At 33.6% G+C, this 20,954-nt stretch carries 19 protein-coding genes, 1 tRNA gene and 1 pseudogene; 4 read left to right on the plus strand and 17 right to left on the minus strand.

The window, feature by feature from the left end:
- Window positions 1–54: 54 nt before the first annotated feature.
- From iscU to trmJ, 4 genes are all read right to left on the minus strand, one after another.
- Window positions 55–438, minus strand: a complete 384-nt coding sequence (iscU, locus tag EV697_RS05880) for a Fe-S cluster assembly scaffold IscU (RefSeq protein WP_132023634.1) — start codon at window positions 436–438, stop codon at window positions 55–57.
- 45 nt (window positions 439–483) lie between these two features.
- On the minus strand, window positions 484–1,698 hold the full coding sequence (locus EV697_RS05885) for an IscS subfamily cysteine desulfurase (RefSeq protein WP_132023636.1): 1,215 nt from the start codon (window positions 1,696–1,698) through the stop codon (window positions 484–486).
- 50 nt (window positions 1,699–1,748) lie between these two features.
- Entirely contained in the window at window positions 1,749–2,216 is a 468-nt protein-coding gene (gene iscR, locus EV697_RS05890; RefSeq protein ID WP_132023638.1) for a Fe-S cluster assembly transcriptional regulator IscR, read from the minus strand.
- A gap of 75 nt (window positions 2,217–2,291) precedes the next feature.
- On the minus strand, window positions 2,292–3,008 hold the full coding sequence (trmJ, locus tag EV697_RS05895; RefSeq protein WP_132023692.1) for a tRNA (cytosine(32)/uridine(32)-2'-O)-methyltransferase TrmJ: 717 nt from the start codon (window positions 3,006–3,008) through the stop codon (window positions 2,292–2,294).
- Window positions 3,009–3,164: 156 nt separating this feature from the next.
- On the opposite strand from trmJ, the gene suhB reads away from it, so the two are divergent.
- A complete protein-coding gene (gene suhB, locus EV697_RS05900; RefSeq protein WP_132023694.1) occupies window positions 3,165–3,968 on the plus strand; it encodes an inositol-1-monophosphatase in 804 nt (267 codons plus the stop codon).
- A gap of 66 nt (window positions 3,969–4,034) precedes the next feature.
- Here the strand turns inward: suhB and EV697_RS05905 are convergent, their stop codons facing one another.
- From EV697_RS05905 to EV697_RS05915, 3 genes are all read right to left on the minus strand, one after another.
- Window positions 4,035–5,903, minus strand: a complete 1,869-nt coding sequence (locus EV697_RS05905; protein ID WP_132023640.1) for an ATP-binding protein — start codon at window positions 5,901–5,903, stop codon at window positions 4,035–4,037.
- Window positions 5,904–5,979: 76 nt separating this feature from the next.
- Complete coding sequence (locus tag EV697_RS05910; protein ID WP_132023642.1) at window positions 5,980–6,456, minus strand: META domain-containing protein; 477 nt, start codon at window positions 6,454–6,456, stop codon at window positions 5,980–5,982.
- A gap of 280 nt (window positions 6,457–6,736) precedes the next feature.
- Window positions 6,737–6,826 (minus strand) — tRNA-Ser (locus tag EV697_RS05915).
- Between the two features lie 145 nt (window positions 6,827–6,971).
- On the opposite strand from EV697_RS05915, the gene dauA reads away from it, so the two are divergent.
- A complete protein-coding gene (dauA, locus tag EV697_RS05920) occupies window positions 6,972–8,711 on the plus strand; it encodes a C4-dicarboxylic acid transporter DauA (protein ID WP_132023644.1) in 1,740 nt (579 codons plus the stop codon).
- Window positions 8,712–8,778: 67 nt separating this feature from the next.
- On the opposite strand, the gene priC is transcribed toward dauA, so the two are convergent.
- The 4 genes from priC to gloA form a co-directional block, all read right to left on the minus strand.
- Window positions 8,779–9,360: a primosomal replication protein PriC gene (priC, locus tag EV697_RS05925; protein WP_132023646.1), complete on the minus strand. Its 582-nt coding sequence runs from the start codon at window positions 9,358–9,360 to the stop codon at window positions 8,779–8,781.
- A gap of 43 nt (window positions 9,361–9,403) precedes the next feature.
- Window positions 9,404–10,762, minus strand: a complete 1,359-nt coding sequence (locus EV697_RS05930) for a Na+/H+ antiporter family protein (protein WP_132023696.1) — start codon at window positions 10,760–10,762, stop codon at window positions 9,404–9,406.
- Between the two features lie 52 nt (window positions 10,763–10,814).
- Window positions 10,815–11,468 carry a ribonuclease T gene (gene rnt, locus EV697_RS05935; protein WP_132023648.1) on the minus strand — a complete coding sequence of 218 codons (654 nt, stop codon included), beginning with the start codon at window positions 11,466–11,468 and terminating at the stop codon, window positions 10,815–10,817.
- 113 nt (window positions 11,469–11,581) lie between these two features.
- Window positions 11,582–11,989, minus strand: a complete 408-nt coding sequence (gloA, locus tag EV697_RS05940) for a lactoylglutathione lyase (RefSeq protein ID WP_132023650.1) — start codon at window positions 11,987–11,989, stop codon at window positions 11,582–11,584.
- 240 nt (window positions 11,990–12,229) lie between these two features.
- Here gloA and EV697_RS05945 point away from each other — a divergent pair, with 240 nt between their 5' ends.
- On the plus strand, window positions 12,230–13,720 hold the full coding sequence (locus EV697_RS05945; protein WP_132023652.1) for a SulP family inorganic anion transporter: 1,491 nt from the start codon (window positions 12,230–12,232) through the stop codon (window positions 13,718–13,720).
- 72 nt (window positions 13,721–13,792) lie between these two features.
- Here the strand turns inward: EV697_RS05945 and EV697_RS05950 are convergent, their stop codons facing one another.
- Complete coding sequence (locus EV697_RS05950) at window positions 13,793–14,059, minus strand: helix-turn-helix domain-containing protein (RefSeq protein ID WP_132023654.1); 267 nt, start codon at window positions 14,057–14,059, stop codon at window positions 13,793–13,795.
- A 135-nt stretch (window positions 14,060–14,194) separates the two neighbouring features.
- On the opposite strand from EV697_RS05950, the gene EV697_RS05955 reads away from it, so the two are divergent.
- Window positions 14,195–14,917, plus strand: a complete 723-nt coding sequence (locus tag EV697_RS05955) for a YaaW family protein (RefSeq protein WP_132023656.1) — start codon at window positions 14,195–14,197, stop codon at window positions 14,915–14,917.
- Between the two features lie 95 nt (window positions 14,918–15,012).
- Here the strand turns inward: EV697_RS05955 and EV697_RS05960 are convergent.
- The 5 genes and pseudogenes from EV697_RS05960 to EV697_RS05980 form a co-directional block, all read right to left on the minus strand.
- Window positions 15,013–15,195 (minus strand): annotated as a pseudogene (locus EV697_RS05960) (DUF1698 domain-containing protein); the annotation flags it as partial.
- Between the two features lie 437 nt (window positions 15,196–15,632).
- Window positions 15,633–16,721, minus strand: coding sequence for a glycerophosphodiester phosphodiesterase (gene glpQ / locus EV697_RS05965; protein ID WP_132023658.1), 1,089 nt, complete (start codon window positions 16,719–16,721; stop codon window positions 15,633–15,635).
- Between the two features lie 71 nt (window positions 16,722–16,792).
- Window positions 16,793–18,235 (minus strand): glycerol-3-phosphate transporter, encoded by a 1,443-nt coding sequence (glpT, locus tag EV697_RS05970; RefSeq protein WP_132023660.1) that lies wholly within the window; start codon window positions 18,233–18,235, stop codon window positions 16,793–16,795.
- 54 nt (window positions 18,236–18,289) lie between these two features.
- Window positions 18,290–19,846, minus strand: coding sequence for a glycerol-3-phosphate dehydrogenase/oxidase (locus tag EV697_RS05975; RefSeq protein WP_132023662.1), 1,557 nt, complete (start codon window positions 19,844–19,846; stop codon window positions 18,290–18,292).
- Between the two features lie 325 nt (window positions 19,847–20,171).
- On the minus strand, window positions 20,172–20,930 hold the full coding sequence (locus EV697_RS05980) for a DeoR/GlpR family transcriptional regulator (RefSeq protein ID WP_132023664.1): 759 nt from the start codon (window positions 20,928–20,930) through the stop codon (window positions 20,172–20,174).
- Between the last annotated feature and the right edge of the window lie 24 nt (window positions 20,931–20,954).

Genomic DNA, 20,954 nt, shown 5'->3' on the forward strand with positions numbered 1-20,954 from the left:
AAGTGTAGCATTTACTACACTTTTATCTTTCATAGAAATATTATAGATTACTTATTATGCACCTTTTTTTGCTTTATAATCAGCAACAGCAGCTTTAATTGCATCTTCAGCAAGAATAGAGCAATGAACTTTTACTGGTGGTAATTCAAGTTCTTCTGCTATTTGACTATTTTTAATAGACTGAGCTTCATCTAAAGACTTTCCTTTCACCCATTCTGTTACTAGTGAGCTTGAGGCGATTGCTGAACCACAACCATAAGTTTTAAATTTCGCATCTTCAATAATGCCATTCTCATCTACTTTAATTTGTAATTGCATTACATCACCACAAGCTGGTGCACCAACCATTCCACTTCCCACAGAAGGATCTGCTTTATCAAAAGCGCCTACATTACGAGGGTTTTCATAATGATCAATTACTTTATCGCTATAAGCCATTTTTTGTTCCTTTATTATACACTTTACTAAACTAATTATTTTTAATTAATGATGTGACCATTCAATCGAATTAAGGTCAACGCCTTCTTTAAACATATCCCACAGAGGTGATAAATCTCTTAATTTTTTTACCGCACTTTTTACAAGTTCAATAGTGTAATCAATTTCTTCTTCCGTAGTATAACGTCCTATTGTGAAACGAATTGAGCTATGTGCTAATTCATCATTCAATCCTAATGCTCGTAATACATAAGAAGGTTCTAAACTTGCAGAAGTACAAGCTGATCCTGATGAAACAGCGATATCACGCAATGCCATCATTAAACTTTCACCTTCAACATAGTTAAAACTAATATTTAAATTATTGTCCACTCGCTGAGTAAAAGAACCATTTACATAAGTTTCTTCAATATCTTTTAAGCCATTGTACAAACGATCACGAAGTGCTTTTAAACGAGGCATTTCCGTCGCCATTTCTTCATTACAAATGCGATATGCTTCTCCCATTCCTACAATTTGATGAACAGGTAATGTACCAGAACGCATTCCTCTTTCATGTCCACCGCCATGAATAATGGCTTCTAGACGGATACGTGGTTTACGACGAACATAAAGTGCGCCAATGCCTTTCGGTCCATATAGTTTATGGCTAGACATAGACATTAAATCCACTTTCAATTCAGCTAAATTGATAGGTAATTTACCTACACTTTGAGTGGCGTCCACATGAAAAATAACTTTCTTTGAACGGCACAATTCACCAATTTTTTCAATATCTTGAATAACACCAGTTTCATTATTAACATGCATAATAGAAACTAGAATCGTATCATCTCGCATTGCCGCTTCTAATTTGTTTAAATCAATTAAACCATCGCTTTCTGGTGCTAGATAAGTTACTTCAAAGCCTTCACGTTCAAGTTGTCGGCAAGTATCTAAAACAGCTTTATGTTCAGTTTTGCAAGTAATAATATGTTTACCTTTAGTTTGGTAAAAATGAGCAGCTCCCTTGATTGCAAGGTTATCTGACTCAGTTGCCCCTGAAGTAAATACTATTTCTCGACTATCTGCACCAATTAAATCAGCAATATGATTACGTGCAACATCCACCGCTTCTTCAGCTTGCCAGCCAAATTTATGGGAACGTGAGGCAGGATTACCAAATGCACCATCAACCGTTAAATATTCCATCATTTTTTTTGCTACACGTTCATCCACAGGGCAAGTTGCCGCATAATCTAAATAAATTGGTAATTTCATTATTCTCTCCTAAAAATCATTTTTACTATAATACTTACAAACTAAATATACTATTTGGAATGGCTATTAATTAATACTAAATCATCAAAATTACCTTGTAATTTCTTATGTTCATCGTAATGTTTATCAACTAATTCTGCTAATGTAATATTATCCAAAAAGTGTTCTATTCGTTGACTTAACTCATTCCACAGAGAATGGGTTAAACATTGTTTTCCTGAATGGCAATAGCCCTTTCCTAAACATTTTGTTACATTAATATTTTCATTGACCGCAGAAATAATCATTCCAATAGAAATTTTATCTGTATCTAATCCTAATTTATAACCACCACCAGGACCTCTAACACTTATAACTAAACCATTTCGACGTAATTTTGCAAATAATTGCTCCAAATAAGAAAGAGAAATATGTTGTCTTTCAGAAATATCAGCTAAATTAACAGGACCATCTTCAGAATGTAATGCTATATCTAAAATAGCAGTTACCGCATAACGACCTTTAGAGGTTAATTTCATCTGTGAGCATCCTTTTGTTGAAACTATGTTAGCTATATTACATTCCTGACTAAATTAGTCAACTATCATAAAATATCAATCTAGCCGTTTTTCGACGGCTTTTAACATTCCTAATAATATATTTAACTCATTTTTTTCAATTTCAGCACGCTGATACAAGCGTTGTAATTTTGGTATAACTGATTGATTTTTAATGAATCCTAAGCGTTGATACACCTTCTCTGTTTGATTAAAAAAATAAGTTAACTCTCGAGCATCAGGATAGGTATTTTCTATTGATGAAATTTGTTTTATTTCTTTTTTCTGAGATAAATAAGCCATTCTTAACTCATAACAAACCAGTTGTACCGCCATCGCCAAATTTAATGAGGAATATTCAGGATTAGCAGGAATATGTAGATGATAGCGACATTTTAATAATTCATCATTAATTAATCCCACTCTTTCTCGTCCAAAAACAATCGCAATTTGTCCTTCTTGGTGATGAATAAGTGCTTTTTCTGCACATTCTTTTGGATTAACTAAGGTAGTTTGTAGGTGTCTTAATCTTGCACTTGTGCCAATAACAAGAGAACAATCCGCAATAGCCTCATCAAAATTATTCACGACAATCGCTTTATTAAGCACGTCTTCCGCACCTGCTGATAATGCAACAGCCTGTTCATCAATCGCTTGTTTTGGCGAAACCAAATATAGCTGACTTAATCCCATTGTTTTCATCGCTCTCGCAGCTGAGCCTATATTGCCACTATGAGAAGTTTCCACTAAAACAATTCTAATTTTTGATAGCATAACTAACATTATTCCTCTTAATATTTCATACCATTTTAGCATAATACCCCTTATATTTAGTCAACAATTTTAAAATTTTTATACTCGCTTTTTCGATCAAAATTCACTATAATTTAGGGCTAATTATTGATGTTCTTTTTAAAATCTGGTGGAAATATGAATCCAATGTTAAATATCGCTATTCGTGCGGCACGAAAAGCGGGCAATGTTATTGCTAAAGGTTATGAACGCCGTGATGAAATTCAAACAATCACAAAAAGTGAAAATGACTTTGTTACCAATATAGATAAAGCCTCTGAAGCAGCAATTATCGAAGTGATTAAAGCCTCTTATCCAGAGCATACGATCATTACTGAAGAGAGTGGTGCTTTACAAGGTAAAGATAACGATACACAATGGGTTATCGATCCACTAGATGGAACAACCAATTTTGTCTATGGTTTACCTCATTTTTCTGTTTCAATCGCTATTCGTGTAAAAGGACGTACCGAAGTCGGTGTTGTTTATGATCCTATCCGTAATGAGTTATTTACCGCAGTGCGAGGCGAGGGAGCAAAACTTAATGATATCCGCCTTCGTGTTGATAATAAACGTGAATTAACAGGCACAATTCTCGCAACAGGATTTCCTTTTAAGAAAAAAGCATTAATGCCTACCCAATTTGCAATGATGAGTAGTTTATCAGCTGAATCGGCTGATTTTCGTAGAACAGGATCTGCAGCATTAGACTTGTGCTATGTAGCAGCAAAACGAGTTGATGGCTATTTTGAAATGGGTATTAAAGCCTGGGATATTGCTGCTGGTGACTTAATTGTAAGAGAAGCTGGTGGCTTAGTTTGTGATTTTAATGGTAATCATAATTACCTCACGGATGGTCATATCGTTGCAGCTTCACCACGAATTGTAAAAGAAATTTTAAATAAAATTCAACCTTGTTTAAGTGATACCCTAAGAAGTTAATCTAACAAAAAATAAGACCGCACTTTATGCTATATTTGAATAAAAGAGTAAAGTGCGGTATTAATTTTATAATTTTTTATCTAGCCAATAATTTAAGCTATCCACATCCTCTAACCATAAATCTTTTAAGCTCGTTACCCATACGCCTATCTGATTCACCCACTCATCCTGTTGTGGATCTTGTGCTTTTGCTGCAATTTGTTGTAATCGTTTTAATCCTACCGAAGCCGCTGCCCCTTTAATTTTATGGGCTACAGCAATTAACGTTTCTTTACTGTTACTATCTTGCTGATAAAGATCATAAGCAACAACAAGTTCTTTAATATAATCAGGCATTGTTTTCTTGAACAATAAAAGATTATCTTGGACAAATTTAGCCCCCAACATATCAATAAGCTCGTGTAATATCGCAAAATCAAAATTTTCACTATTGACAATTTCATTAATCGGATATTCTTGACATTCAATAAGGATATCTTGAGAACTCAATTCATCACCAAAATATTCCTGTAAACACCTTTTTAAATCCTCTACAACAAGAGGTTTACGCAGAACATCATCCATTCCTTTCGCTTGATATTCTTTTTTACTTTGCATTACATTAGCAGTTAATGCCACTAATGGAGGTAAAAAATCATAACGACCATTGTTATAACCATCTTGTAAATGTTGTGCTACATCAAATCCTGACATATCAGGTAATTGAATATCCAGTAAAAGAAGATCATAATAATGCTGTTCAAATTGATAAATGGCCTCTTTTCCAGTCATCGCTACATCAACCGTATAGCCTAATTTTTCTAATACAGATTTGGCGACAATAATGTTTACATCAATATCCTCGACAAGTAGGATATGTAAGGTTTTAGGAATATTAATTGAATGTTCAAGTGGCTCTCTAACTTTTTCAGCCTTAAATCTTAATATAAATTCAGAACCTTGATTTAATTGACTTTTTACGATTAAGTCGCCATCCATCAGTTGAGCAAGAATTTTAGAAACAGAAAGCCCAATTCCACTGCCTAAAGATTTCTGTTTTGTCGTTTGTACCTGATAATACATCATAAATATATTATCTAGTTCTTTAGTTTCAATACCAATCCCTGTATCTTTTACAGAGAAAGAATAATATTCATTTCCTTCGGATCTAATAGATAATGAAATAGTCCCCTCTTGCGTAAATTTAACCGCATTAGCAATCAAATTCCATAATATTTGACTTAATCTTGGTGTATCAATCATCAACCAATGCGGTAATTTTTCATCATAAGTTATCTCAAATTTTAATTGTTTTTGCTCCGCCATTAATGTGGCAAAATTAGTGATATCACTTAAAAAACGATAAAAATCGGTTTCTTTCTTATGCAATTCTATGCTGTTAGCATCAATTTTTTCTAAATCAATAATATCCCCAAAAATATGCCCTAATGAAATAGCACTCATACTAATGGTTTTTAAATAATTACGTTGTGTTTCAGTTAAATTATCATCTAATAAAATCTGACTTAGACCAATAATACCATTTAATGGTGTTTTTAATTCATGACTAATCGTTGCCATCAATGCTGCTTTATCTTTATTTTTTTGCTCTAATTCAGCTAATGCAACTGACAATTTTTTCTCTGTCGCTATTCTTTCTGATACTTCATTTCTTAAATTATCAACTAGCTTTGCCAAATTAAGACGAGATCGTTCTAATCGCTCAACAAGTAATGTAAAAAAATAAACTACAAAGGGAGCTGAAAGCAACCCGAATATAATAGAACGAAGAATATCATTCCAATATATTTTTCCGATAATAAAGAAGCTCAAAACAACTTGTAGAAATAATGCGAATATAGCCAATATACCAACACCAAGTAGCGAAAATTTTATTCTTCCTAATCGAATAACCCAACTAACGTACTTTTGTGCAAAATGTCTTATATTTCTCATGAGGACTCTGTAATAAATAGCGATTAGATCATAACAAAAGAATATTTATCAATAAAATAACCAATAAAAAATAATACTACTTAGCAATAGCTCTAAAATAAGCTATATATGACGGACTAGTAATGGTTAAAATACTAAGGTGATTTGTATCTTTACTCACTGCATACTTACCACTAATAATATTTTCTGCCACCAAATCAAAATTTGCTAGTGTTTCTGGACAAGCGATCAAGGTGCTTGCTACGGAACCCAGCTCTACATCATTATCTTTAATCTGGTAATCCGCCAAATACTTATTACAAGTATTCTCTAGAGCTAATGTATGCGCGCCATCAATAGACATAAAGTTCAATACCAAAGGTTTATTAGAATTAATAAATAAGGAAGAAATTATTTGACCATCAGCATTTTTCGCTTCAACTAATTCCCATTTATAATCTTCTAAAATTTTATAAGCAAGCTTTTGATTATTTGTGGCTAATAAAGATGAACACCCTGCAACAAATAGCATTATTAAAAAACTAGTAAATATTAATTTAGCTCTACAATACATAACATTCCTCTCATTATACTTTTAACAATATACCTATTCTACCTACACGAATCATCATAATATCCATTTTTCTAAAAATACAGAGAAACAATATTACCGATCTAAGCAAAATATCTATCTAATAGGCGATGATGTAATTAAATACAAGTACAGTTCAAATATAGAATTAACTTTATATTGATTTTTCGGGTCTTGCAAATCTTTTTAAGGAAAGGATAAATAACGAATATTCAGTGTGACGTAACAAAAATGACATAAAAAAAGAAAAATGATCGAACAATGGCGGTGAGAGGGGGATTCGAACCCCCGATGCACTTTCGCACATACACGCTTTCCAGGCGTGCTCCTTCAACCACTCGGACATCTCACCATTGGGTAGGGCTGAAATATAAAGATTTACATCAATTACGTCAAGTATTTTTTCATTTTATTGCGTTAAAACATAAAACTATTTTTAGATTTCAGTTACAATATTATATCTAATTCATTCCTAATCATTTCACTTTGAGGAAAAAATGTTAAAAAAATGGTTTTTAACCAATAATGTCTTTCTTGCAGTAAAACCATTTAGTGCATTAAAAGATAGCTTTCGTGTAGGTTATAGCACTCAACACTTAGTTAAGGATATTATTGCAGGATTAACGGTCGGAATTATTGCCATCCCCCTTTCAATGGCTCTTGCAATTGCTAGTGGTGTTCCACCGCAACATGGTTTATATACCGCTATCGTAGCGGGTATTGTTATTGCTTTAACTGGAGGATCTCGTTTTAATATCTCGGGTCCAACTGCAGCATTTGTTGTTATTTTATATCCTGTTACACAACAATTTGGGTTAAGTGGGCTATTAATGGCTACCCTATTATCAGGGGTTCTATTAGTGCTAATGGCATTATTTCGTTTAGGAAGACTTATTGAATATATTCCCCTACCCGTTACTCTTGGTTTCACCAGTGGAATTGGTATTGTAATTGCTACATTACAAGTGAAAGATTTTCTGGGATTAAATATTCCCGAGATGCCTGCCCATTATCTTGGGAAAATCCATACTATTTTAACCGCACTTCCAACAATTAATTGGGCAGATACCATTGTAGGTATTGCGACTTTATTACTTTTAACCCAATGGCATAGATTACGCTTATCTATTCCAGGGCATTTACCAGCAGTGATCTTGGGAACCTTACTTGCACTAATATTCAATCATTTTAACATTGATGTAGCAACGATAGGATCTTCATTTACTTATACCCTATCTGATGGTTCAACAGGATTTGGTATTCCAAATGAACTCCCAACCTTTATGCTACCTTGGAATATTCCTAATACGGAAGGTCAGCTTATTCAATGGAATTTTCAAGTATTACAAGATTTATTGCCTGCTGCTTTTTCAATGGCAGTATTAGGAGCGATAGAATCATTACTTTGTGCCGTTGTGCTAGATAATATGACTAATACTAAACATCATTCAAATAATGAATTGTTAGCCCAAGGATTAGGAAATATCGTTTCACCATTTTTAGGTGGAATAACTGCTACGGCAGCAATAGCACGCTCTGCTGCTAATGTAAAATCTGGTGCTGTCTCACCTTTATCAAGTGTCATTCACGCATTATTAGTATTATTTGCATTACTATTTTTTGCTAAAGCATTATCTTATCTACCACTATCATCAATGGCTGCACTATTGTTAGTGGTCGCTTGGAATATGGCAAATGTGTCACAAATTATTCAATTAATTCGCCGCTCTGGAAAAAATGAAATTGCAGTATTATTAACTTGCTTAATTCTAACAGTTCTTTTTGATATGGTTATTGCAATTACAGTCGGCGTACTCTTAGCAAGTTTACTATTTATCCGTACTATTGCAGAAATGACTAAATCCATTGAATTGGCTCATCCTGAAGATCTAAATGATACTTTAGTTTATCGAATTAGTGGTCCGTTATTCTTTGCTGCTGCCGATAACTTATTTGCTGATCTACACGAAAAAACCGTACACACAGATCGTGAAATTAAACATATCGTTTTACAATGCGATGCCGTAACCGTCCTAGATACTGGTGGAATATATGCATTAACACGTTTTGTTCAACATATGTTACCGAATCAACAACTTTATATGTGTAATATGCAATTTCAGCCTTTACGTACAATAGTAAAAGCAAATTCATTAAAAGAAATTCAGTTAATTAATTTTGGCACAGACTTAGACGATGTGTTTGAAAAAATCAGGACTTTAGAAAAGTCGAATTAATTTCAAAGCAAGCCTATTTTAGTCCGTAATGCGTTTAGAATAGGCTTGCTATTAATACCCAAATAAATTATTCATCTAATCCCTTTCGAAAAGCTAAATACTCTTCTAAAAGTTCAATAGCCTCTAAGCACTTACATTTGCGTTGTTGTGTTATTTTAATTTTTTCACTACAAATTTGTTTTTCTTCTAAAGTACTAGCTTGATATAGCATTATTTCTTCTTCCACTATTTTTTGATTCAAGCTATTTAACGCCTCATAATATTTTTCTAGACGTTCTCTTGGTGGTAATTGATTAATTTCCTTTATTAACTTTTCCCGTTTTGATGTATTCATTTTTCGAGACCGAACCTGTTGCTTTTTATTAGACGAGCTAGAGGATCGATAAATTGCCTCATTTAGCACACTACATTGTGATACTAATTTTTGACAATAAAATTGATATTGCTCCTTTTCATCATTTTTTAGTAATTTTAATCTCGATAATGTTTCTTCGATCTCATTTATATAAAAACCAAACGTTTCAAATGACTCACTAAATAAAGTGCGGTCAAATTTAGCCTTGATTTGTTGATCTTTATGAATATTGGAGTGATTATAAAGATATTGGATTTTTTGCTCTAATAGTAAAAGAAGATCGGTATTATTCATAATATTAAAAAGGGCATCAGTAAAGATGCCCTAAAAGATAGCACTAAAGTACCATCGCTGCAATCCAGCCAAAAATAATCAATGGTATATTGTAATGAATAAAGGTAGGGACAACAGAATCCCAAATATGATCGTGTTTACCATCAATATTCAACCCTGATGTCGGCCCTAATGTTGAATCTGATGCAGGAGAGCCAGCATCGCCTACCGCCGCAGCAACCCCAATAATAGTTACTGTCGCTAGTGGTGAAAATCCCAATGATAAACAAAGTGGCACATAAATTGAGGTAATCACTGGAACGGTCGAAAATGAAGAACCAATACCCATAGTAATAAATAAACCAACAATCAACATTAAAAATGCTGCAATACCTTTATTATCTGGACCAAGCCCTTGACTAAAAGTATCGACGAGTAAGGTTACTCCACCTGTAGCATTAATTACCGCCGCAAAGCCAGAGGCGGCGATCATTACAAAGCCGATCATTGCCATTAATCTTAAACCTTGTTGAAAGATATCATTACTTTCTTTTAGTCTAAAAATACCACAAGCACCAAAAATAACTAACCCAGCTAATCCAGCTATAATTGTTGATTCCGTTTGTAACTGAAGTACAACTGTCAAAACAATCGCGATAACACTTGCTGTAATATGAAATGGTTTAATATTAGCAATATGTTTTTCGATTTCATCTGTTGTAGGTTCAGTAGCAATAGAAACATATTCTCTTGGTTTACGATAACTCACAAAAACGGCAAATAATAATCCCAGAATCATACCCGCAACAGGAATTGCCATAGCCATAGAAACTTGACCTACCGTAGTATGTAGTCCTAGATCGGCACCAACAGTATTAATATTTTTAACGAGTACACTTTCAATAAAAATCTTACCAAATCCAATTGGTAATAGCATATAAGTAGCAGTTAAACCAAAAGTTAATACGCAAGCTACCGCTCTTCTATCAATTTTCAATTTATTAAAAATTGATACTAATGGCGGAACGACAATAGGAATAAAAGCAATATGCACCGGTAATATATTCTGAGACGAAATAGAAAATGCAAGAAGAATACCTAAAATAAGGTATTTAAAGCCTGCAACAGAACGTCCCGTTGGCGTATGCCCTACTTTTTTAATTACCTTATAAGCAATTAAATCTGTAATACCTGATTTTGAAATAGCCACAGCAAAAGCACCAAGTATTGCATAATTCATCGCAACCTCAGCCCCTCCGCCTAATCCATTGGTAAACGTAGAAATTGTTTCATCAATACTAAGATTACTTGTAAAACCCGCAACTAATGCGGAAATCACTAAGCTAATAACGACATTAATTCGTAATAAACTTAGCGCCAGTAATACAATAATAGAAAGCACAACTGGGTTAGTTAATAACATCATATTTATCCTTACCTTGTAATTTAAATTATATAAAAAATCTTAAGAGAGTTTATTCATTAGGGTTAATAATATGCGGAAAACCACCCAATTTTTTGAATTGATTAACCATATAACAAAATAATTCTGCAGTACGTTCCGTATCGTAAAGTGCTGAATGTGCTTGCTTGCCATCAAAAGGAATTTTTGCTGCCTGACAGGCTTTTACCAATACAGTTTGACCAAACATAAAACCACTTAACGTCGCCGTATCAAACATACCAAAAGGATGAAATGGATTACGTTTAATCCCTGTTCGTTCAGCCGCTGCCATAAGAAAACTTTGATCAAAAGTCGCATTATGTGCCACAATAATAGAGCGTTGACAATCAGCCTCTTTTTGACCTCGTCTTACCATTTTAAAAAGCTCACTTATTGCAATATTTTCAGAAATAGCACCACGCAATGGATTTTCAATATCAATACCATTAAATTTTAATGATTCAGGGTTAATATTTGCCCCTTCAAAAGGTTCAATATGAAAATGGCACTTTTGATCAGGAAATAGAAAACCATTTTCATCCATTTTTACTGTAATAGCTGCTAACTCTAATAATGCATCAGTCTGAGCATTAAATCCCGCAGTCTCAACGTCAATAATAACGGGGAAATAGCCCCTAAAACGATTTTTGAGAAGATTATAATTAGTTTCCTGTGTATCACTCACTCAACATTACCTTTTTATCATAAAATCATTAGTATTTGAAAGAACAAATTATTTTAATTTAACAAAATAATTAAGGTGCATTAAATACACCTTACGTTAATAAAATGGAGAAATTAATTACCTAATCCAGCTTGAGCCATTTTATTCTCAATAAATTCGATTTTGTAACCATCAGGATCTTCCACAAAAGCAATTACCGTTTTTCCACCTTTTACGGGACCGGGGTCACGCGTCACTTTTCCACCCGCTTGGCGAACCTTTTCACAAACGGCATAAATATCATCTGCACCAATAGCAATATGTCCGTAAGCTGTACCGAGATCATATTCTGTTTGCCCCCAATTATAAGTGAGCTCAATCACAGAAGAAGTTTCCTCATCACCATAACCTAAAAAAGCTAATGTATATTTATATTCTTCATTTTCACTAGTTCGCAATAAACGCATACCTAGAACATCTTGGTAAAATTTAATGGAACGTTCTAAATTACCCACTCGTAACATTGTATGTAGAATTCTCATTATGCCCCCTATTTTTATCTGATCAGGAGATTATGCCATAGCTAAGTCTAAAAATCATCAAAATGATTAAACTACAAATTCGTCAACTATTTGTAAAGTATTTATTTAATCATTGAAAATTAATTAAATTACTTATACAATTGGTGGTTTATTACTCATCATCAGTTCCAATTTTACATATATTTTGTTTCGCAACTAATAATAAATATAATCAAAAACTGAAATTCACCTAGGTATTCTATGTTCACCTCAATTAAAAAAGATTTTTTCTCCAATGTGAAAGGCGATATTCTTTCTGGAATGGTCGTTGCTTTGGCATTAATTCCAGAAGCTATTGCTTTCTCCATTATAGCAGGCGTGGATCCTAAAGTAGGCTTGTATGCTTCTTTTTGTATTACGTTTGTTATTTCATTTGTAGGAGGACGTCCTGCTATGATCTCCGCCGCAACTGGAGCAATGGCATTGTTAATGATAACATTAGTAAAAGATTATGGTTTACAATATTTATTTGCTGCTACGGTATTAACCGGTATTATTCAAATCCTAGCTGGATATTTAAAGTTAGGTAATTTAATGCGTTTTGTTTCCCGTTCAGTTATAACAGGATTTGTAAACGCATTAGCTATTTTAATATTTATTGCTCAGTTACCAGAATTAACCAATGTATCTTGGGAAGTTTATGCGATGACTGCCGCAGGATTGGGAATTATTTATCTTTTCCCCTATGTACCCATTATTGGAAAAGCGATTCCTTCCCCATTACTTTGTATTATTGTATTAAGTGCGGTCTCTTTTTTACTAGATTTAGATATTCGCACCGTAGGAGATATGGGGCAATTACCAGATACGCTACCCGTATTTTTACTTCCTGATATTCCCCTAAATTTTGAAACCTTATGGATTATTTTACCTTACTCTGTTAGCCTAGCTGCCGTGGGTTTACTCGAAAGTTTAATGACCGCAACAATCATCGATCAAATGACAGACACGCCAAGTAATAAAAATCGTGAATGCAAAGGTCAAGGATTGGCTAATATCGTTTCTGGTTTTATGGGCGGTATGGCTGGTTGTGCAATGATAGGGCAATCAGTAATTAATGTAAAATCTGGTGGATACACTAGACTATCGACATTAGTTTCCGGCGTACTCTTAATTATTATGGTCGTCTTTTTAAGTGATCTCATAAAAAATATCCCAATGGCTGCATTAGTCGCAGTAATGATTATGGTGTCTATTGGTACGTTTTCTTGGGAATCAATTAAAAACCTAAAGAATCACCCCTTATCCAGCAATATTGTTATGCTATCTACCGTAGCAGTGGTTATTTTTACCCATAATCTTGCACTAGGCGTTTTTGTCGGTGTATTGCTTGCGACTTTAGCTTTCTCTAACAAAATTGGGCGTTTTATGGTTGTTAATAAAGATAAAATTACCGATAAAAATAGTCGCCGTTACCTTGTCGTTGGACAAGTATTCTTTGCATCCTCTGAACAATTTATCTCTTCTTTTGATTTTGATGAGCCAGTAGATGAAGTATTAATTGATTTAACTAACGCCCATTTTTGGGATTTAACCTCTGTTTCGGCTCTTGATACCGTTGTATTTAAACTTCGTAAAAAAGGGATAAAAGTAGAAGTATTAGGAATGAATGAAGCAACTGAGACAGTAGTAGATAAATTCGGTGAACATAATAATGTTGAAGAAGTCGAAAAAGTGATGGGGCATCATTGATAAAATCTTCAAAAGGAAACGCATAAATAATAGATCTATTCATAAAAATTTAATAGTAATAGATCTATTCTCCTACTTTTTATAAGATATCAAAAGTTCTGGAGAAATATTTTCTTTAAATAATTCAAATAACTCAATATCTAAAGTATCGGCTATTTTCCCCATTACATCAATAGAAACAGCCCTTTCTCCACGTTCAATTTCACCAATATAAGTGCGACTAACATTAGCATTTAAAGCTAATGCCTCCTGAGAAATATCTTTCCAACGACGAACTTTACGCATATTTTTTGCAAAGATAAATCGTTGAGGGTGTGGGGTATTTATTTCTTTTTTCATATAGTGCATTTTGTTCAAAACCACCAAAAACAACAACACTATATAAACAACAAAAAGACAACTATAATTGACTTTTATATTTTTATAAATTACTATTAATCAATTTTAATTAACAAATGAATATAGGAGTATAAAATGGCTTATCGTTATGATCCCGATTTAGAATTTTTAGCAAAATGTTCCGATGATGATTTGAAAGATTTAGTCGATTGCTTAATTTATGATAAAGATGGGAAACAACGCTATACCGAAGAATTATCTAATTCTAAAGGTTATATAAGATACAATCCAGAACATAGTAAATACTGGAAAGATATAGCGGCTGAAATTCAATGCTTTGGAGCAAATAGTTTAGTCACTATTTTCAGAGGAGGTGAAGGTGTTCTATACAAAGAGGTTCTCCAAGATGTCTGCGATCAACTAAAAGTTAATTACAATAAAAACTCTAAAGTAGAGAGAATCGAGCAAGGGCTAATGCAAAAAATTTTAGAAACCGCTTTAGAAGAAATGGATGCAAAAGAACTGCAAAAATTAGCAATATCACTAGGCATAAAAAATACTGAAGGGTTAACACCGGAAGCTTTATTTGCTTCGTTTCAAACTATTTTCAGATTAGGCGGTTTTAAGTCTTATCAACTCACTGTCACTATTGTAAATGCTATTTTAAAGGCAATATTAGGTCGTGGACTAACTATAGCAGGCAATGCGGCTCTAACAAAAATTATGTCAATCTTAACAGGACCAATCGGTTGGGCTATAACAGGTCTTTGGACGGCGGTTGATATTGCTGGACCTGCTTATAGAGTAACCATTCCAAGTGTAATGCATATTGCAGTTCTTCGTAAAAAATGTTGTTAAAAGAAAGCGAAAAAATTGCCGAACAAATTAATTTTTAAACATATTTGATTATATTGGATAAGAAATGTAATTATTTCCAGTATAATTTAAATAAATTATCTATTCGTCAAAATAACCGCTCTTTTCGGTGCTAGATAGCCTTCAATTATTATTTTACTATGATCATTTAGCTCCAAGAAATCAATCAAACTCTCATTTTCTAACCAGTCTGTTTTTCACCGTTCTTCTAAACTGGTGACCTCAACATCGACACAACGTACATTTTTAAATCCAACTTTCGCTACTACATCTTTTTCGAGATGTGGTTAAACGTTGTTTAAAATTCATAAAATTATCGGTTTGATATAGAACATATACTACCAACTGAAAAAATATATTTTTTAGGTAATTCGTTACTAAATCTTACTTATCCATAAGCAAGATAAGTCAATGCAAATGTTATTGCAACTTATCCAATTTTTTATTGGATCACTCCTATACCCTAACAAAATTTTGAGATACTACCTAATAAGTTATTCTGCTAAATAAAATAAACTAGCTTTGTATTTCATCAGAGAATTACTAAAATAAGATATGAGAGTTTCATTTTTTGTTTAGATTAAATACTAATATATTCTAAATGGGAAACTCTCACTTTTTATATAATTTATCTGATTAAATCTGAGATTCTATAACTAATACCTTAAATTTAACATTTGATGTGTTAGTTAAATCACTATTTCTGATGTTTTAAGAATTTAACCCCTAAATCAGGAAAGTCGGTAAATACACCTGTTGCACCAGCTTTATTTAATAAAGCATCATACATTTGATTTACATCTGTAAAATATTTGGGTAACGCATCTTTACGAACAGTGTAAGGATGAAGTTCCATATTATATTTTGCTAATTCCTTGACTAGCGGTGTATATTGAACATTACCTAATATAGATTTCTCATCATCAATTAACATATACCAACCTGGTCCAACACCATCTGCATATTTGGCAACTTCAGCCATTGCACCATCTTTAAACATCCAATCATAACTATAATTTACCCATTTACCAGAAGGATCTTTTTCTTCAGTTTCGTGCCAATCAGTATAAGCAACCAGTTGCACTAATTTTATATCCATTCCTAATTTAGGCAATAATTCTGTTTTAATACGTTTTAACTCATTAAAATCAAATGTTTGTAAATAAACTGGATCAGATTTTTTAGTATAACCATATTTTTTTAATACTTTTAATGTAGCTAGAGCAATATCTTTACCTTCTTGATGATGTAGCCAAGGTGCTTTGATCTCAGGATAAATCCCTACTTTTTTACCTGTTGATTTCTCTAATCCTTGAATAAATTCTAATTCATCTTCAAAAGTATGAATTTTAAAGTGAGATTTCCACATCGGGAAACGGTTTGGATAAACTTGTACTTGTTTACCATTTTCTGTTTTGAAATTTTCAGTCATATTTAAACTTTGAATTTCTTTTAGCGTAAAATCAGCTACATAGTAACGACCATCTTTTCTGGCTCTTTTTGGATACTTCTTAGCCACATCAGTTAAACCATCTAAAAAATGATCATGAATCACAATAAGATGGTTGTCTTTTGTCATTGCTAAATCTTGCTCTAAATAATCAGCCTCTTGACCGAAAGCAAGTGCTTTGGCTTCCAATGTATGTTCTGGTAAATAGCCACTAGCACCACGATGTGCAATAATGATTTTGTCTGTTTTATTCATAGTATTATCCATATTATGAGTCGTACAGCCTGTCAAAACTGAAACAGCTACCATACTTAGTACTAACGTTTTAAGTTTCATATTTTTCTCCTTCAAAAAAGGGATGTTAAATAACATCCCTCATATTTTCTTAGCTTTATTTCACTATCTAATTATGATCTACCATAGTGATCATCTAATCTTGCTTTGTGTGCAGCTTCTTCTACCGTAACCAAAAGAAGAAGTAATACTGCCGCCACGCCACCACCAATAATGACATAGAAACCACCGTCCCAGCCAAATTTATCCGCAGCCCAACCTACAACAGCAGATGCAGCAACCGTACCACCAAGATAACCAAATAGTCCCGTAAATCCTGCCGCTGTACCAGCAGCTTTCTTAGGTGCAAGCTCAAGTGCATGTAATCCAATTAGCATAACAGGACCATAAATTAAGAAACCGATGGTTGTCATTAAAATGAAGTCCATTAATTGATACGGATTTTCATACCAGAATGCATATTTACCTAATTCAGCTTCTGGTGTCGCAGGATTTAACCAATATGCTACTACTGCTGCGGTAGTTAAAACCATAAAGATTAAACCAGTTAAACCACGTTTACCTTTAAAGACTTTATCTGATACCCAACCGCATAGCAATGTACCTGGAATCGCTGCTAATTCATAAATAGTATATGCCCAAGCTGTACCTTTAATATTAAAGTGTTTTACTTCACCTAAATACACTGGCGACCATTTTAATACGCCATAACGAATTAAATAGACAAACACATTTGCAATAGCAATATACCAAAGTAATTTATTTTTTAAGACGTAAGTAACGAAAATCTCTTTTGTTGTTAAATCATTTTCATAGGTTTTTTCATTATAATCATCAGGATAATCATTACGCCATTTTTCAATTGGTGGTAAACCACAAGATTGTGGTGTATCACGCATAATTAAGAAAATAGGAATAGAAACAAGCATAGCCGCGATCCCAGGGAAATATAAAGCTTGTTGCCAAACATCTTTAGCAGTCGCTTGTACACCGTGATTACTAAAATATAAAGCACTTGCAAGCAATACCATTGCCCCAGGAACCATTCCCCCCACATTGTGGGCAGTATTCCAAATAGATACTATCGTTCCGCGCTCGTTCTTTGACCACCAGTGAACCATTGTACGACCACAAGGTGGCCACCCCATACCTTGAAACCAACCATTAAGGAAAATCATCACCCACATTACTGTGATACCTGAAGTCGCCCAAGGAAATAGCCCCATTAACGTCATACATAGACCAGAAAGTAATAATCCCGTTGGTAAAAACATTCTTGGGTTAGAGCGGTCAGAAAAACCAGCCATAACAAATTTTGATATTCCATAAGCTAAACCTGCAGCAGTACCAATAACACCAAGATCTGTCTTAGTGTACATTCCTGCATCAATTAATCCTTTTTGAGCTAAGTCAAAATTTGCACGGACAAAATAATAAGCGGCATAACCAAAGAAAATACCTGCAAAAACTTGCCAACGTAAACGGCGATACGTTGGATCCATCTTTTCTTTTGGCAATTCCGTAATATGCGGAGCTGGCTTAAATGGACCAAACATATAAATCTCCTCTAAAATTAATAAATATTAATATAAATATAACACTATCAAATTCTAAAAATGATATTGTTTACAAAGCTCTCTGAAATCGGATGCTTGCTCTGCAATCCATTGTGCATCTTTACCTAATTCTTGCGCCATATACTCTGCTACATTTTCAGCAACCGAAGCCGCAGCTTTGGCATCTAAGAATAGGAAACGAATACGACGAGCAAGTACATCTTCCAATGTTTGAGCCATTTCTTCTCTTACAGCCCATAGTACCTCAGCATATAAAAATGGATACTCTGGGTGTAACTTCTCAGCCGCCTTACTATCATTAGCAGCCAATTCTTCAATATATTTACGATCACTTCCATAGTAACCAAGATGATTTTCCATATCTGCAGGACTATGTCCGTGAATTTTTAACTCTGTGGTAACACAAGGCTTATCAGATAATAGTTGATTTTTTATAGCCGCACTTAATGTATCTTCAGCCATCTGACGATAAGTAGTCCACTTACCACCAATAACATCAATCAATCCCGACTCTCTCACTTCAACCTTATGACTACGAGATACTTCTTTTGTACTCTTGCCTTCTTCTTTTGGTGCAGCCAATGGACGTAAACCAACAAAGACAGAACGAACATCTTCACGAGTAGGTGCTTCAATTAGATAATCTTTAGCGGTCTGTAAAATAAAATCAATTTCTTGTTCTATCGGCTTAGGTTCATACTCAACATTTTTCACCAATGTATCTGTTGTGCCGACCACTAATTTATTATGCCAAGGCACTGCAAACAATACTCGCCCATCAGATGTTTTAGGTACCATTAATGCTGATTTTCCAGGTAAAAATTTACGATCAATAACTAAATGAATCCCCTGACTAGGTACAATCGCATCCTTACCACCTGGTTTATCCATCGCATTAATTTCATTAGTAAAGACGCCGGTTGCATTTACCACACATTTTGCTTTAACATCAAAGACCTCATTACCAAGCGTATCTTTTACTTTTACACCACAAATTTTTCCGTTTTTGTCTTTATCTAAGCCAATAACTTCACAATAATTCGCAACTGTCGCACCTTGTTCAACCGCTGTTTGAGCTAAATTAATAGCCAAACGAGCATCATCAAATTGACCATCATAATAGCATACACCATTATTTAATTTTTCTAACTTAACACCTTTAAGGTGCTGATTAGTTTCTTTTTTATTTAAATAACGGGTATGGCCAATACTTAATTTTCCGGCTAAACGATCATATAACCATAGCCCAAAAGTATAATAATAAGCTGTCCACCATTTTTCACCAGGAATAATAAAAGACTCGCTATTAAATAAATGCGGGGCATTTTTGGCTAAACGACCTCTTTCACGCAAAGCCTCTCTTACTAAAGCAACATCTCCTTGAGCGAGATAACGCACACCACCATGAACTAATTTTGTACTACGGCTAGATGTTCCTTTAGCAAAATCAATTCGTTCTAATAACAAAGTGGAAAAACCACGTGAGGCAGCATCAACCGCTACACCCAACCCTGTTGCTCCACCACCAATAACTACAACATCCCATTCTGCTGTATGTTTAATGCGATCTATATTTTCATTTCTTTTCATAATCAACCAACCTCTCTTTGAGATTCAATCATAATAATTCAAGGATAATGATTTTTTTGGTTTCATACAATCAAATAACCGCTATTTTGTGATAAAGATCACACAATAATTTTCGTTTTCAAACAGAATTAATGATATATTCGCAATAATAAACTAACTATTTCTGTCAAAACTCTTAAAACACAATATCTATATACAATATTTGCCCCTATTTTTCTCATTGTATTATTTTTACGATTTACTTAAGAAAAGAATATTATTCAATAAAAAACCATACCAAAACATCTTAGAGATTTTGATATGGTTTAAAACTGATATAGAACAATTACTTACAAATATATAATGGAATATTATGCTGGTTAATAAATTCTAATACTGAAGCTGGTGGAGTATTACTTGTCAATAAATGGTCGATTTCACTCAAATCACCTAAGCGTATCATTGCTTGTCGAGTAAATTTAGAATGATCAACCCCTAAAATAACACTTTTTGAACTTTCCATAATGACTCGTTTTACTTGAACTTCGTGATAATCAAAATCTAATAAACTGCCATCTAAATCAATCGCACTTATTCCTAGAATGCCAAAATCTAATCGAAATTGCTTAATAAAAGCGATTGTCGCTTCACCAATGATCCCACCATCTTGACGTAAAGATCCACCTGCCATCGTAATATCAAAACTTTCATTTTTCATTAAAATGTGAGCAGCATTTAAATTATTGGTAACGATTCTCAAGGATTTATGCTGTAACAATGCATTTGCAATAGCTTCTGGTGTAGAGCCAATATCAATAAATAGAGAAGATCCATTTGGAATTAATTTGGCAACTTCCCTTGCTACACAATCCTTTTCTAAAGAAAAAAATGTCTTTCGATTTCGATAATCACTATTAATTGCACTTGATAATGAGGCGGCACCACCATGATGACGAGTAATTCGATTTGTTTCTGCAAGTTCATTTAAATCTCGCCGAATTGTCTGCGGGCTTACATTTAATAAACTAACTAATTCTTCAGTAGTTAAATACCCTTTTTGAGTGACTAATTCTATAATTTTTTTATGGCGAATAGCAGGTTTCATTATTATTACATCTCCATTTAAAAA

Source organism: Bisgaardia hudsonensis, assembly GCF_004345785.1.
Lineage (GTDB): Bacteria > Pseudomonadota > Gammaproteobacteria > Enterobacterales > Pasteurellaceae > Bisgaardia > Bisgaardia hudsonensis.

Excerpts from the sequence above, each read along its gene's own strand:
- gloA (WP_132023650.1), bottom strand. The coding sequence starts at position 11,989 with ATGAGAATTCTACATACAATGTTACGAGTGGGTAATTTAGAACGTTCC.
- iscU (WP_132023634.1), bottom strand. The coding sequence starts at position 438 with ATGGCTTATAGCGATAAAGTAATTGATCATTATGAAAACCCTCGTAAT.
- glpQ (WP_132023658.1), bottom strand. The coding sequence starts at position 16,721 with ATGAAACTTAAAACGTTAGTACTAAGTATGGTAGCTGTTTCAGTTTTG.
- EV697_RS05975 (WP_132023662.1), bottom strand. The coding sequence starts at position 19,846 with ATGAAAAGAAATGAAAATATAGATCGCATTAAACATACAGCAGAATGG.
- EV697_RS05980 (WP_132023664.1), bottom strand. The coding sequence starts at position 20,930 with ATGAAACCTGCTATTCGCCATAAAAAAATTATAGAATTAGTCACTCAA.
- EV697_RS05905 (WP_132023640.1), bottom strand. The coding sequence starts at position 5,903 with ATGAGAAATATAAGACATTTTGCACAAAAGTACGTTAGTTGGGTTATT.
- dauA (WP_132023644.1), top strand. The coding sequence starts at position 6,972 with ATGTTAAAAAAATGGTTTTTAACCAATAATGTCTTTCTTGCAGTAAAA.
- suhB (WP_132023694.1), top strand. The coding sequence starts at position 3,165 with ATGAATCCAATGTTAAATATCGCTATTCGTGCGGCACGAAAAGCGGGC.
- EV697_RS05945 (WP_132023652.1), top strand. The coding sequence starts at position 12,230 with ATGTTCACCTCAATTAAAAAAGATTTTTTCTCCAATGTGAAAGGCGAT.
- trmJ (WP_132023692.1), bottom strand. The coding sequence starts at position 3,008 with ATGCTATCAAAAATTAGAATTGTTTTAGTGGAAACTTCTCATAGTGGC.
- EV697_RS05910 (WP_132023642.1), bottom strand. The coding sequence starts at position 6,456 with ATGTATTGTAGAGCTAAATTAATATTTACTAGTTTTTTAATAATGCTA.
- EV697_RS05955 (WP_132023656.1), top strand. The coding sequence starts at position 14,195 with ATGGCTTATCGTTATGATCCCGATTTAGAATTTTTAGCAAAATGTTCC.
- EV697_RS05885 (WP_132023636.1), bottom strand. The coding sequence starts at position 1,698 with ATGAAATTACCAATTTATTTAGATTATGCGGCAACTTGCCCTGTGGAT.
- priC (WP_132023646.1), bottom strand. The coding sequence starts at position 9,360 with ATGAATAATACCGATCTTCTTTTACTATTAGAGCAAAAAATCCAATAT.
- iscR (WP_132023638.1), bottom strand. The coding sequence starts at position 2,216 with ATGAAATTAACCTCTAAAGGTCGTTATGCGGTAACTGCTATTTTAGAT.
- EV697_RS05930 (WP_132023696.1), bottom strand. The coding sequence starts at position 10,762 with ATGTTATTAACTAACCCAGTTGTGCTTTCTATTATTGTATTACTGGCG.
- glpT (WP_132023660.1), bottom strand. The coding sequence starts at position 18,235 with ATGTTTGGTCCATTTAAGCCAGCTCCGCATATTACGGAATTGCCAAAA.
- EV697_RS05950 (WP_132023654.1), bottom strand. The coding sequence starts at position 14,059 with ATGAAAAAAGAAATAAATACCCCACACCCTCAACGATTTATCTTTGCA.